The organism is Kluyvera genomosp. 1, assembly GCF_001266615.1.
GTDB classification, from domain to species: Bacteria; Pseudomonadota; Gammaproteobacteria; order Enterobacterales; family Enterobacteriaceae; genus Kluyvera; species Kluyvera cryocrescens_A.
This window is the reverse complement of record NZ_LGHZ01000015.1, coordinates 1-12,283: the sequence shown is the minus strand read 5'-3', so window position 1 is coordinate 12,283 and position 12,283 is coordinate 1. Positions and strand designations below refer to the sequence as shown.

14 protein-coding genes are annotated in these 12,283 nt (G+C 50.4%); 8 read left to right on the top strand and 6 right to left on the bottom strand.

Translation table 11 applies throughout. The features are described 5' to 3' along the window. Positions 1 to 33: 33 nt before the first annotated feature. A complete protein-coding gene (purT, locus tag KP80_RS09690; RefSeq protein WP_052283443.1) occupies positions 34 to 1,212 on the bottom strand; it encodes a formate-dependent phosphoribosylglycinamide formyltransferase in 1,179 nt (392 codons plus the stop codon). A 182-nt stretch (positions 1,213 to 1,394) separates the two neighbouring features. Between purT and KP80_RS09685 the strand changes: the two genes are divergently transcribed. Together KP80_RS09685 and ptrB are read left to right on the top strand one after the other, a co-directional pair. Further along, the gene (locus KP80_RS09685; protein ID WP_052283442.1) at positions 1,395 to 2,036 is read left to right on the top strand and encodes a tellurite resistance TerB family protein; all 642 of its coding nucleotides are present in this window, start codon (positions 1,395 to 1,397) and stop codon (positions 2,034 to 2,036) included. Between the two features lie 82 nt (positions 2,037 to 2,118). Beyond that, complete coding sequence (gene ptrB / locus KP80_RS09680) at positions 2,119 to 4,170, top strand: oligopeptidase B (protein WP_052283441.1); 2,052 nt, start codon at positions 2,119 to 2,121, stop codon at positions 4,168 to 4,170. Here the strand turns inward: ptrB and exoX are convergent, their stop codons facing one another. The 3 genes from exoX to KP80_RS09665 form a co-directional block, all read right to left on the bottom strand. Further along, entirely contained in the window at positions 4,171 to 4,830 is a 660-nt protein-coding gene (exoX, locus tag KP80_RS09675; RefSeq protein ID WP_052283440.1) for an exodeoxyribonuclease X, read from the bottom strand. It abuts the gene before it with no gap. A 23-nt stretch (positions 4,831 to 4,853) separates the two neighbouring features. Continuing rightward, complete coding sequence (locus KP80_RS09670; protein WP_052283439.1) at positions 4,854 to 5,522, bottom strand: carbon-nitrogen hydrolase family protein; 669 nt, start codon at positions 5,520 to 5,522, stop codon at positions 4,854 to 4,856. Positions 5,523 to 5,610: 88 nt separating this feature from the next. Then, positions 5,611 to 5,841 (bottom strand): DNA polymerase III subunit theta, encoded by a 231-nt coding sequence (locus KP80_RS09665; RefSeq protein ID WP_052283438.1) that lies wholly within the window; start codon positions 5,839 to 5,841, stop codon positions 5,611 to 5,613. Positions 5,842 to 5,979: 138 nt separating this feature from the next. Here KP80_RS09665 and yobA point away from each other — a divergent pair, with 138 nt between their 5' ends. From yobA to KP80_RS09645, 4 genes are all read left to right on the top strand, one after another. Continuing rightward, the gene (gene yobA, locus KP80_RS09660) at positions 5,980 to 6,354 is read left to right on the top strand and encodes a CopC domain-containing protein YobA (RefSeq protein ID WP_052283437.1); all 375 of its coding nucleotides are present in this window, start codon (positions 5,980 to 5,982) and stop codon (positions 6,352 to 6,354) included. 2 nt (positions 6,355 to 6,356) lie between these two features. After that, complete coding sequence (gene copD / locus KP80_RS09655; protein ID WP_052283436.1) at positions 6,357 to 7,226, top strand: copper homeostasis membrane protein CopD; 870 nt, start codon at positions 6,357 to 6,359, stop codon at positions 7,224 to 7,226. Positions 7,227 to 7,241: 15 nt separating this feature from the next. After that, on the top strand, positions 7,242 to 7,577 hold the full coding sequence (locus KP80_RS09650; RefSeq protein ID WP_052283435.1) for a YebY family protein: 336 nt from the start codon (positions 7,242 to 7,244) through the stop codon (positions 7,575 to 7,577). Positions 7,578 to 8,330: 753 nt separating this feature from the next. Next, positions 8,331 to 8,711 (top strand): hypothetical protein, encoded by a 381-nt coding sequence (locus KP80_RS09645; RefSeq protein WP_052283434.1) that lies wholly within the window; start codon positions 8,331 to 8,333, stop codon positions 8,709 to 8,711. A gap of 169 nt (positions 8,712 to 8,880) precedes the next feature. Here the strand turns inward: KP80_RS09645 and KP80_RS09640 are convergent, their stop codons facing one another. Further along, positions 8,881 to 9,297: a DUF2000 domain-containing protein gene (locus KP80_RS09640; protein WP_052283433.1), complete on the bottom strand. Its 417-nt coding sequence runs from the start codon at positions 9,295 to 9,297 to the stop codon at positions 8,881 to 8,883. Positions 9,298 to 9,413: 116 nt separating this feature from the next. After that, complete coding sequence (locus KP80_RS09635; protein ID WP_052283432.1) at positions 9,414 to 9,932, bottom strand: ClbS/DfsB family four-helix bundle protein; 519 nt, start codon at positions 9,930 to 9,932, stop codon at positions 9,414 to 9,416. 342 nt (positions 9,933 to 10,274) lie between these two features. On the opposite strand from KP80_RS09635, the gene KP80_RS09630 reads away from it, so the two are divergent. Both KP80_RS09630 and lpxP read left to right on the top strand, forming a co-directional pair. Continuing rightward, positions 10,275 to 10,814 carry a hypothetical protein gene (locus tag KP80_RS09630; RefSeq protein WP_052283431.1) on the top strand — a complete coding sequence of 180 codons (540 nt, stop codon included), beginning with the start codon at positions 10,275 to 10,277 and terminating at the stop codon, positions 10,812 to 10,814. A 519-nt stretch (positions 10,815 to 11,333) separates the two neighbouring features. After that, the gene (gene lpxP / locus KP80_RS09625) at positions 11,334 to 12,269 is read left to right on the top strand and encodes a kdo(2)-lipid IV(A) palmitoleoyltransferase (protein ID WP_052283430.1); all 936 of its coding nucleotides are present in this window, start codon (positions 11,334 to 11,336) and stop codon (positions 12,267 to 12,269) included. The last annotated feature ends 14 nt before the right edge of the window (positions 12,270 to 12,283 follow it).

Sequence of the window (12,283 nt, the reverse complement as noted above, 5' to 3'; positions counted from 1 at the left end):
GGGCGGGTATGCGAAAGCAGCCCGCCTTTTTTATTAGCCGTTAACGATGACGGCTGCGGCAGCGATTTTTGCTCGCTCAACCGCCTGCTCTACGCTGTCGCCCGTTGCCAGCGCCACGCCCATACGGCGGGAGCCGTCAATATCCGGTTTGCCGAACAGGCGTAGCTGTACGCCGGCGCCCAGCGCGTTCTGTACGTTATCGAAGGTGACGTTGCGGCTGGTGAGCTTAGGCAGCAGCACGGCGGAGGCGGAAGGGCCGTACTGGCGAATGGCGCCGACCGGCAGACCTAAAAAGGCGCGAACATGCAGTGCAAATTCGGAGACGTCCTGCGAAATCAGCGTCACCATCCCGGTATCGTGTGGGCGTGGTGAAACTTCACTAAACACCACATCATCGCCACAGACAAACAGCTCGACGCCAAACAGGCCGTAGCCGCCCAACGCCAGCACCACGTCGCGGGCAATTTCCTGTGCGCGCGCCAGCGCCAGCTCGCTCATCTGCTGCGGCTGCCAGGATTCGCGATAGTCGCCATCTTCCTGGCGGTGTCCTACAGGCGCGCAGAAATGAACGCCGTCAACGGCGTTGACGGTGAGTAGGGTGATTTCAAAATCAAAATTCACTACCCCTTCCACAATGACTCGCCCCGCACCCGCGCGGCCACCTTGTTGAGCGTACTGCCATGCCTGCGCCAGCTGCTCTTCATGGCGAATAAAGGTTTGCCCTTTGCCGGAGGAGCTCATCACTGGCTTGACAATACACGGCAGGCCGATGTCGCCCACAGCCTGGCGGAACTGAGCCTCGCTGTCGGCAAAATGGTAAGCTGAGGTCGGCAGTTTCAGGGTTTCTGCGGCCAGGCGGCGAATGCCTTCGCGATTCATCGTCAGCTTGGTGGCGCGTGCACACGGCACTACGTGTTGGCCCGCCTGCTCAAGCTCAATCAGCATATCAGTGGCGATGGCTTCGATTTCCGGCACGATAAAGTCAGGTTTTTCCTGCTCAACCAGTGCCTTAAGCACCATACTGTCAAGCATATTAATCACATACGAGCGATGTGCGACGTGCATGGCCGGGGCATCGGCATAGCGATCGACGGCGACCACTTCAATTCCTAACCGCTGGCACTCAATGGCCACTTCTTTACCTAACTCACCTGAACCCAGAAGCATTACGCGCGTCGCAGCAGGACGCAAAGCTGTGCCTAATAACGTCATTACCCATTCCACCGTCTATCCAAAGTTTGGCGCATTATAAACGAAAACGTTTGCGTCTGTCTTGGTCTCGCTAACGATGTCGCGCTATCGCGTTAAATTTGCGCATCTTTATGTGGCGCAGACATATTCTGACAACCGCTCGCCTAGTCTGAACGTCGTACACGTTTTCTATTGGAGGTCATATGTCAGGCTGGTTAAATCAACTGCAATCGTTGCTGGGGCAAAAGTCGGGTGAAGGGAAAAGCGGGCTGAATCAAATGCTGGTGCCCGGTGCTATCGGTGGCCTGGCGGGTTTGCTGATTGCCAGTAAGTCGTCGCGCAAGATGCTGGCGAAATACGGCACCGGTGCGCTGCTGGTGGGCGGTGGTGCGGTCGCGGGAAGCGTATTGTGGAACAAATACAAAGACAAAATGCGTGGTAGCCCGCAAACCGACATGAAGTATGGCGAACCGGCGGCACCGCTTGACGTACGTACCGAACGGCTGATTCTGGCACTGGTCTTTGCGGCGAAAAGTGACGGACATATTGACGCCAAAGAGCAGGCTGCCATTGAGCAACAGCTGCGCGAGGCGGGTGTGGAGGAGGAGGGGCGGGCTTTGATTGCCCAGGCGATTGAGCAACCGCTCGATCCGCAGCGTCTGGCGCGCGATGTGCATAACGAAGAAGAGGCACTGGAGCTCTATTTTATTAGCTGTGCGGCGATCGAAATCGATCACTTTATGGAACGCAGCTATCTCAATGCACTGGGGGATGCGTTGAAGCTGCCCGTTGAGGTGCGTGAGGGCATCGAACAGGATTTACAGCAGCAAAAACAGCAACTTTAGACATCTAATTTCAGGTTTTGCTTGCATCGCCGTCTATTTTGTCCACCCTTATAGGGTGTGACTAAAACAGAAGAATAATCAGATGCCGCCTAAAGCAAAACGGATTCCCCACACCATGACCTTACATGGTGACACGCGCGTTGATAATTACTACTGGCTCCGGGATGATTCACGATCCCAGCCAGCGGTAATCGACTATTTGCAGCAGGAGAACGCCTACGGACGTGAGGCGATGTCTTCTCAGCGCAGCCTGCAGGATCGCGTGCTGAAAGAAATTATTGATCGTATCCCACCCAAAGAGGTGTCGGCGCCGTATATCAAAAATGGCTATCGCTATCGTCAGGTCTATGAACCGGGTCGCGAGTACGCTGTTTATCAGCGTCAGCCGCTGGGCGAAGAGAACTGGTCATTATTGATTGATGAGAATAAACGTGCTGCGCACAGTGAATTTTATACGCTCGGTGGGCTTAACGTGGCGCCGGATAATAATCTGCTGGCGGTGACCGAGGATTTTCTCTCCCGACGTCAGTACGGGTTGCGTATCCGTCATCTGGAAAATGAAACCTGGCTGCCGGAAGTGATTGAGGACGTTTCTCCAGGCGTGGTCTGGGCTAATGATTCCCGCACGCTTTATTATGTGCGTCAGCATCCCGTCACGCTGCTACCCTGGCAAGTGTGGCGTCATCACGTGGGTGCGCCTACGGCCCAGGATGAGCTGATCTATGAAGAGGCGGATGATGCGTTTTACGTCAGCCTGCACAAAACCTCGTCGCGAAAATATGTGGTGATTGCGCTCTCTAGCGCCACGACCAGCGAAATGCTGCTGGTGGATGCAGATAGTGATAATGCGCAGCCGCAGGTCTTTTTACCGCGCCGTAAAGATCATGAATATAGCCTCGATCATTATCAGCAGCAGTTCTATTTGCGCTCGAATCGCGAAGGTAAAAACTTTGGTTTGTACCGCAGCGAAAGCTGGGATGAGTCAGCGTGGCAAACGCTGATTGCTCCACGTGATACGGTCATGCTGGAAGACTTCACACTGTTTCGTGATTGGCTGGTGGTGGAAGAGCGTGAGCATGGCCTGATTCGCTTACGACAAATTCACCGTCACAGCCAGCGGGAAACGCAGATTGCGTTTGATGACCCGACGTACGTCACGTGGATTGCCTATAACCCGGAACCCGAAACTGACTGTCTGCGCTATGGCTATTCCTCGATGACTACGCCGGACACGCTGTTTGAGCTAAACATGAACAGCGGTGAACGGCAGGTACTTAAGCAGCAGGAAGTGAAGGGATTCGACGGCAGCCGCTACCGTAGCGAACGTTTGTGGATCACCGCCCGCGATGGCGTTAAGGTGCCGGTGTCGTTGGTTTATCGTCATGAACATTTCCGTCGTGGCAAAAATCCGCTGCTGGTTTATGGCTATGGGTCCTATGGTGCCAGTATGGATGCGGATTTTAGTAGCAGCCGTTTGAGCCTGCTGGATCGTGGTTTTGTCTTTGCCATCGCCCATGTACGCGGCGGCGGCGAGCTGGGGCAGCAGTGGTACGAAGACGGTAAATTCCTGAAGAAGAAAAATACCTTCAATGACTACATTGATGTCTGCGATGCGCTGCTGGCGCAAGAGTACGGCAGCCCAACGTTATGCTACGGCATGGGCGGTAGCGCTGGCGGCATGCTGATGGGCACAGTCATAAATGAACGACCAGAACTTTTACATGGCGTCGTGGCGCAGGTCCCGTTTGTGGATGTCGTTACTACCATGCTTGATGAGTCAATACCGTTGACCACCGGGGAGTTTGAGGAGTGGGGTAACCCTGAAGATGAGACTTACTACCACTACATGAAGTCCTACAGCCCGTATGACAATGTTCGTCCGCAGGCGTATCCGCATCTTCTGGTCACCAGTGGATTACACGATTCTCAGGTGCAGTATTGGGAGCCTGCAAAATGGGTGGCGAAGCTGCGCGAGCAGAAGGTCGATGATAACCTTCTGCTGCTGTGTACCGATATGGATTCTGGCCACGGTGGTAAATCTGGCCGCTATAAAAGCTACGAGGGCGTCGCGCTGGAATTTGCCTTCCTGATCGCTCTTGCCCAGGGAACGCTGCCGGGACGGACGGAGCGTTAGTTACTTCTCCAGATAGTGCTTCAACGTCATACGCAATTCCGGGCTCATGCGATCGAGGTTATTGAACAACCACCGCAGGTAGCCCGGATCATCTTTGGCAATGTCCGCCACTTCCTGCCCGCGATATTTACCAAAGGTGAACGTCCGCAACAGCGCGGGACGCCCGGTGACATCCACCATCTGTTCCGCGCTCCAGCCCGACACTTGCATAATATCGATCAGCAGCGCGGCGGTGATATAACAGTCGTACAACGCGCGGTGGTGATGCAGGCCGGGCGGTGTGGCGACGCTCAGCTTACGTGATTTATACAGTGCCATGTTGCTGTATTTAATACCGGGCCACAGCCGGCGAGCCATCTTCATGGTGCAGATCCATTCGCCGTCCATTTCTGGCAGTACGCGACGGTCAAAGCTCGCATTGTGCGCGACGTACCATGGGCTGCCCTGATAAAACGGTACCACTTCTTCAATCCATGGCTTATCGGCCACCATCTCTTCAGTAATGCGGTGGATAGCCATCGCCTGCGCGCTGATTGGGCGATCGGGGCGAACCAAATGGCTCATGGGATTAACTATTTTACCGTCAACAACATCGACGGAGGCTATCTCAACGACGCCTCCCTGTAAGTCGCAGGTTTCGGTATCGATTACGCGCAGCATGGCTAACTCCCGGCCAAAAACGACTAGCGTAAAGGAATGATCTCGCCTTGCCAACCCTGGGCGCTTTTTCTGCCCGTCAGCAGTAATTCACCACTGTCAGCACGGACAATCAGTTGGCCATTCTCATCCCACAGCGCGCTGCCACCAGAAAAGCGGCCGCTAGCGTAGTTGGATTTTAAAACGGCGATGGCGTACTTATGGGCAAAACGCTGCAAACGCTCAGTGGTGCGCTGCTGCTGGGGTTCTGCCATTGAGCTAACGGTAGCTAGCAGAGAAGCCTGCGAGGAGAGCTCACTGCCTTCGTTATTCAGCTCAAAGACGCTGACCTGAGAAGATTCAGGCGCAAGGCATGTGCCGTGTCCCTGGTGGTGTTTTGTGGGGCGAGGACTATCGGGATTGAAGATCACTATCCCCTTAATGCGCGTTCCGTTTTTTTCCATCGGCAGCCCGGCAATAATGGTCATCTGATATCGCTGCGCGGCATCGCTGAGTGGCTGTAGGTCAATATCCGGCGGTGGTGCCGGCAGCGTTTGGTTGTCGTCAGGCCCGGTGAGCGATAGCTCCGGGAAAACAATCACCTTACAGGCCTGCTCGGCTGCGGCGTCGATAAACCGCAGATGATGGGTGATGTTTTCCGCTACATCCCCTTTGCGTGGCGCATATTGCGCTGCAGCGATAGTCCATGTCAGCATAGTTGCATCCTTCAACACGATGAATTGGGCTTTTATCCTGCATAATGGTACGTGATTCTATGTAAGAAAATGTCACCACGGGAAATATTTATTTAGATTTCGGCTCGTACGGGAGACGGGAAAGGTTAACCGAGGCGAGACGATGCGCGATCAGACGCTCGCGAAACCAGCCGCGCAGATGTTCAGGCTGTTCACGCTCAACCACTTCTGCCACGATGGGCATGTTGTAGCGCTCTTTGAAGGCGACCCCGGCAGCAGCCAAATCAACGTTAACTTTGTCCATTTCGTCTTGCGGTAGGTTTGCCAGATTGGTTTGCATGATTTTCTCCTTCGATTACCGGCGCAAAAGTTACTAAGAGTATCGCAAAATGGCAAGTCCGTAGGGTGCTCATCTCGACTCGTACATTATACAGCGTTATTCTTTGAGATAGATTGATAACAAAAAGGAATGATGGAAATGAAATTCACCACGCCTCGCGCGCTCTGCGCCACGCTGTTCTTGCTCAGCGCTTTCAGTACATCGCCAGTTTGGGCCCATGCCCACTTGCAGCAGCAGACGCCACCGGCTGATGCCGAAGTGAGCCCGGCACCCAAAGCATTAACCATGAACTTCTCCGAAGGTATTGAGGCAAACTTTAGCGGCGTAGCCCTGAAGAATGCGGAGGGGAAAGCGATCCCAACGGGCAAAGCGACGCGTAGCGAGAGCGATAAAACGCAGCTCATCGTTCCTCTGACCGAAACACTGGCATCCGGTTTGTATACCGTCGAATGGCACGTGGTCTCGGTCGACGGGCATAAAACCAAAGGCCAGTACCAATTTAGCGTGAAGTAGTCATGCTGAGCGTACTCTATATCGGGCTACGTTTTATTCATTTTGCCTCACTGATGGTCGCGTTTGGCTGCACGCTGTATGCCGGCTGGTGGGCTCCACAGGCGCTGCGACGGCTGTTGAGCCAGCGTTTTTCGTCTTTGCTCCGCACATCTCTCGTGCTGGGAGCATTTTCGGCAATGCTAATGCTGGTGGTACAGGGTGGGTTAATGGGCGGAGGCTGGTCAGATACCTGGCGTCCGGACATTTGGCAGGCGGTGCTGCAAACGCAGTTTGGTAGCGTCTGGCTGTGGCAAATTGTCCTTGCCTGGGTCACGCTGGGTGTGCTGTGGGTACAGCCAAGGCAGATGATGCGGCGGATTTTGCTTCTGTGCGTGGCTCAGTTTATCCTGCTGGCCGGAGTAGGACATGCCGCGATGTCGGATGGCGTATTAGGGGCTGTACAGCGTATCAATCATGCGCTTCATCTTCTCTGTGCTGCCGCGTGGATAGGCGGATTAGTCCCGTTTCTCTATTGTTTGCGTTTAGCCAATGGCCGCTGGCGTCAATTGGCTATTGCCACGATGATGCGGTACTCCCGTTACGGGCATCTTGCCGTTGCGGGAGCGGTCGCTACCGGGCTTATCAACGCGTGGCTTATTCAGGGTGGGCTAACGACAGCAACGGCTTATGGTCTGGCGCTATGGGTGAAATGCGGGCTTGTGGGAGCCATGATCCTGATGGCGTTGGTAAACCGTTATGTATTGGTCCCACGAATGTCGGCGACCGATACGCGGGTACAGGGTCTATTTTTACGGACCACGCAGGCTGAAATTATTTTGGGCGCTCTGGTATTGGCATGTGTGAGCATGTTCGCTACCTGGGAACCTTTTTGATGAAATGGCGAAACCATGAAAAAAATTATTCTCTCTTTGTTGTTATTAAGCGTTTCAGGCTCTGCTCTGGCGGCACAAATCATTACCGTCAGCCGGTTCGAGGTGGGAAAAGAGAAGTGGGCATTTAACCGTGAAGAGGTGATGCTGACCTGCCGTGCGGGCAATGCGTTGTACGTCATCAATCCCAGCACATTGGTACAGTACCCGTTGAACGCTATCGCTGAGGAGCAGGTCAAGGCCGGCAAGACGCAAGCGCAGCCACTGACTATCATCCAGGTTGACGATCCAAAGCAGCCCGGCGTGAAAATGAGCCTGGCGCCTTTTATCGAACGTGCAGAGAAGCTTTGCTAAGATTTAGCATAACTTCTTAATATGCAATAAAAAACCGCAATCATTCACCAGGAATGGCTGCGGTTTTTTTATCATATGCCGTTTATTCGACGAAATTTTTCGGCTCACAGAGTCTGTGGACTGGAAAACCTGTCACGGTCATCTATTCTTATAAAGCAAGGCGATTGAGCCTGCATTAATGCCAACTTTTAGCGCACGGCTCTCTCCCAAGAGCCATTTCCCTGGACCGAATACAGGAATCGTATTCGGTCTCTTTTTATTCCCCTTGTAAATTAGCCTGTTACAAAGGGAGAACCGAACAGTTTCGACATCCTTCCGAATTTCTGCTTTCCGGTCTTTTTGTTTATATCACAACCGATTTCCATTTAACATTTCTTTTACAGTAAAAAATCAGGGTATCACGACCGTTTTTCATCATGCCTATCCTGGTGTCCATTCGCTGTGTCCTCAGATGTATGGCTCTGCAGTGACAGGGAGGATTTTTCCCTCAGCTTCATTATAAAAATGCTCGGGGACACGCTTGATTTCATAGAAAACGTGGGCTTGTGATTTGGGGGCGCGACGAGGAGGAGGCGTAAACAACGACGATATGTGGCTAGGGAATATTCGTCAATTACGCCCAGAGCAATTGAGAAGAGGGTATCGGTTATATGGATGACTTCTTTAGTGTTTTTTCACCATTAAAGTTGGTAGTTCCTGGTGGTCCTTTAAATGATGTTAAATATTTCTAATTAAAACAAAAGGAAACAGGGAATGAAGAAGTTACTCATGGTTATGATGGTTGGTGTTGTTTTGGCAGGATGCGCTTCAAGTGGAAATCAATCGCTTAAGAAAGAGTCTGAGGCAAGCGTCAAAACTAAAATTGTTGAAGGCGTAACGACAAAAGCTGATGTCAAAAAGATGTTCGGTTCGGCCTCAAAAACTTCCTTTACTGATGGCGGTAAAGAAATATGGACTTACGAGCTAGCGGATGTTTCGATGGATGCCGTTAGCTATATTCCGGTAGTTAATTGGTTTGGTTCATCCTCATCAGGAACCAAAAAAGAGCTGGTTGTCATGTATGACGGCGACAAAGTTCAGCGTTATTCAATGTCCGAATCATCGGTTTCAACGAAAACGGGTGTTTTCAAATAATGATAAACCCGCCATTCGGCGGGTTTTTATTTTCTCGTGAAACTTGCATGTCCTAAGTTATTACCCCGCCCTCGTCATCAACTTAAAGTTGATGTGGACCAAAGCACGCCATTCTGGATTTTGGAACCGGTCCAGATACAGTCAGCGTGTCGGTCGCTGCGGAAGACACTTATTTATAGACGGAGAATTTCTTGGTAATCGGCTTGAGTGCTTCAGTGTCGCCGTACACTGCGATAGCCACAAACTCGAGTAACTCTAGCGGCGTGTTGCGGGTATCTTCAATCTGCTGCTCGGTGGATTGACCAAGCATCGTTGTGGTGAAGAAGTTATAGGTCAGATTCGCCTCCTGGCATTTCTGAAGCGCGGTGCAAAGTTGACTACTATTTTTAGCCTGTAGAATGACCACTGGATAATGGCTCAGATAAGCGCTGAGGCCTGAATCATCGTTAGGATAGTCCTGAAAAAGCGAATCCTGTGCTTTTTGCATTATGCCTCCTGATAAATGCCCAGTGGCATTCATCAGCAAAGAGGCATCCATATTGCGGTTTACGATGATATAGAGCTTTTTCTGATTGTCTTCAAACATGCGGCTAACCTGTCATTATTGATTACGGTGCAAAGATCTCATCATAGAAAAAAGTGAACGAAAATGCTTTGTTTGAGATCAGCGTGAGAATCGTCTGCAGTGATGAGGTCAATTTATTATTTGAGTTTTAGGTTATTTATCTTTGCCCATTTTCGTAACCTACCGGTGGCGTTGTTATAGGGGGAAGAGGTGTTAAAAGAGATCATTCGTCCCAACGTCCATTTTGTGTACCACGGCTTTCCATACAAGCCGTCATCGGTTCGTTCACCAATGAGTTTTACGATTTCGTTTTTCACTTTTTGCAGTTCGATTACCGCATCTGTGTATGTCAGTACGCTGTAGTCGGCATAGAACTTTTGTGCTAACTGACCCAGTTGGTTCCATTTATAGCCAGTTTCCGGAAAGTCGACGGGAAGCCCTTTGGCATCAGTCTCAATCCATTTGACGACCAGCGAATTCCAGCCGATGAGATACGACACCAGATCCTGAACGCTCATCATCGTCTCTTTAGCATGACCTTCGAGCGTTTTCTCTGAGGTGAGTTCAGGAGGAATAGAATGAAGATAATGGAGTAATTTGCTGAAATTACTCTCTATCGCGAGCAGTAGTTCGGATTTAGATTGCGGCACGCCCATAACAAATTCCCTCTCGTGTGAATAAATGTAGTGGTTGATAATAAATTATGCTCTTCAACGCTAATCTGTAACAACAACTTGTGGCTGTCGTTTTGGTGTGAGTCTGGGTAAGACTACTCTCTTTATGATGCGCGTTTGATTTACTGTCGGTGTGTAGACCAGCGTGGGTACTGGATGTACGGATAAGAACTGTATTGTAAGGTCGCAATTTATGAAGCTCTCTATCATCATCGAAAGGAGAAATATGGTTAGATGGAGGTACCTGATATTAGAAAGTGGGACCGATAGCTGGCGGCTAAAAAATATTTAAAGTGCATTTCTAATTTAATTTAAGGATGGGTTATGAAGATTATTGTGGCTAGTGCAATAGTCAGCGTCGCGGCTATCTTGTCTGCGGCGATGATTTCGGGGAATGTAGATTTTAAAACGCAAAACATTATTCGTACCGATAATGGTCATGTGAACTTAGGTAAGGTTTACAGTGAAAGTTCCTTGGTCGATGTGGTACTCAGTTTTTCTGATGATAAAACCGTGGTCTTTACAGTGAAAGACTTATCCAGTGGGTCCTATATGAATGGTGTGGATAACAAAGTCCAGGCACTTTTGGATAGCTACAATAAAGATAAGACAGACGACAAAAAACTGACCAAAGAAACACTCACTTTTAAGGTTCCTGCGACGTTGAGCATCCAGGCTCATACTGAATATCGGTCAGAAAATTTTCCATCCTATGATCTGATGCTCAATAAAAAAGAAGTGAATATTGATAAAGGAACCATTGTCTATACCGCTATATCTAGCGCGCTTTTAGAGTTCATGAGTACTGAAAATATGGCATTTAAAAGTACTTACTTTATCCAGGCCCCGAAGTCGTCATATTGACTGAAAATGACCCGCGATAAAGCGGGTTATTTTATTGTTTGGCCCTCGTGGGTGTCATTTTATGAACGGACTCAATTAGCCTTCCGGGGGAAGCTTGGGTGAGGAGGATAACCATTGAGAGAGCAGAAGCCTCGAACGCAGAGAGGTTTACCCATGAATCCAGTCAATTTGACCACGATAATGAAACCTTAACCGTTCTGATGGCTTGGGTATCATCTTTAGTTAATGAATAAATTGCCTGCTAATCATATAAAAACCAAGTAACTTTGTGGTTATTTCGCGGCACCAATAAAAAAGCCTATTTTTTTATCTCGAAAAGGTGCATGCTTGCGGCGAGTTCAGCCACAGCCTGCCACGCCACACCTTTTTCTGTTTCCGCGATGTTTTGTAAATAAACGTCCGAACGGGGAATTAGTCGAACGTAGTACTGTCGAACACTTATACGTACCGCTAAAGACAGATGAACGGATTCATTTTTTCCTTTTGCGTTACCTGTGCTCCACGTTACTGGAATTAATGATGTTCAAAAATTTTGATACCCGTCTGCTTCATCCGCGCAATGCGGTGAAGTGGTTCGCTCTGGCACTTTTATGGCTGGTGGTTCAACTTCCTTATCCTCTTTTGCATGCACTGGGTACCTCCGTAGGCAAAGCGTCGCGTCGTTTTTTAAAACGCCGTGAGCAGATTGCTACGCGTAATATTGAGCTTTGCTTCCCCAACATGAACGCTGCCGATCGGGAAAAGCTGATTGAGCAAAACTTTATGTCGCTCGGCATGGGGCTTATCGAAACCGGTATGGCATGGTTCTGGAGCGATGCTCGAGTTAAAAAGTGGTTTGATGTAGAAGGCTACGAAAACCTGATGAACGCGCTGCAAGAAAAGCGTGGCGTAATGGTTGTCGGTGTGCATTTTATGTCTCTCGAGTTGGGTGGTCGCGCGATGGGACTTTGTCGCCCAATGATGGCGACCTATCGTCCGCATAATGATCCTCTTATGGAGTGGGTGCAGACGACCGGGCGCTTGCGCTCCAATAAAGCGATGATCGACCGCCGTAATCTACGCGGTCTTGTTCAGGCGCTGAAAGCCGGGGAAGCCGTGTGGTTTGCGCCAGATCAGGACTACGGTCCAAAAGGCAGCGTATTTGCACCGTTCTTCTCGGTGAGTGAAGCGGCAACCACCAATGGTACCAACGTGCTGTCCCGTTTATCCGGTGCGGCAATGCTGACGGTGACCATGGTGCGTAAACCAAACAAGAAAGGTTATACCTTGCATATCAGCGAGGCGATGACGGATTATCCTCGCGGCGATGAGATTTCAGCTGCGTGCTATATGAATAAAATTATTGAACGCGAAATATTGCGTGCTCCTGAACAGTATCTGTGGGTGCACCGTCGCTTTAAAACACGGCCGCGGGGAGAGTCATCTCTTTATAAGATCGTCCCGCACGCCAAATAAATAACCCTGTCTCT

Bases quoted from the DNA above. Each gene is read 5' to 3' on its own strand.
- KP80_RS09640 (WP_052283433.1), bottom strand. From the start codon at position 9,297: ATGTTTGAAGACAATCAGAAAAAGCTCTATATCATCGTAAACCGCAAT.
- purT (WP_052283443.1), bottom strand. From the start codon at position 1,212: ATGACGTTATTAGGCACAGCTTTGCGTCCTGCTGCGACGCGCGTAATG.
- yobA (WP_052283437.1), top strand. From the start codon at position 5,980: ATGAAATTCACCACGCCTCGCGCGCTCTGCGCCACGCTGTTCTTGCTC.
- KP80_RS09665 (WP_052283438.1), bottom strand. From the start codon at position 5,841: ATGCAAACCAATCTGGCAAACCTACCGCAAGACGAAATGGACAAAGTT.
- KP80_RS09635 (WP_052283432.1), bottom strand. From the start codon at position 9,932: ATGGGCGTGCCGCAATCTAAATCCGAACTACTGCTCGCGATAGAGAGT.
- KP80_RS09645 (WP_052283434.1), top strand. From the start codon at position 8,331: ATGAAGAAGTTACTCATGGTTATGATGGTTGGTGTTGTTTTGGCAGGA.
- KP80_RS09630 (WP_052283431.1), top strand. From the start codon at position 10,275: ATGAAGATTATTGTGGCTAGTGCAATAGTCAGCGTCGCGGCTATCTTG.
- lpxP (WP_052283430.1), top strand. From the start codon at position 11,334: ATGTTCAAAAATTTTGATACCCGTCTGCTTCATCCGCGCAATGCGGTG.
- KP80_RS09650 (WP_052283435.1), top strand. From the start codon at position 7,242: ATGAAAAAAATTATTCTCTCTTTGTTGTTATTAAGCGTTTCAGGCTCT.
- KP80_RS09685 (WP_052283442.1), top strand. From the start codon at position 1,395: ATGTCAGGCTGGTTAAATCAACTGCAATCGTTGCTGGGGCAAAAGTCG.
- copD (WP_052283436.1), top strand. From the start codon at position 6,357: ATGCTGAGCGTACTCTATATCGGGCTACGTTTTATTCATTTTGCCTCA.
- ptrB (WP_052283441.1), top strand. From the start codon at position 2,119: ATGCCGCCTAAAGCAAAACGGATTCCCCACACCATGACCTTACATGGT.
- KP80_RS09670 (WP_052283439.1), bottom strand. From the start codon at position 5,522: ATGCTGACATGGACTATCGCTGCAGCGCAATATGCGCCACGCAAAGGG.
- exoX (WP_052283440.1), bottom strand. From the start codon at position 4,830: ATGCTGCGCGTAATCGATACCGAAACCTGCGACTTACAGGGAGGCGTC.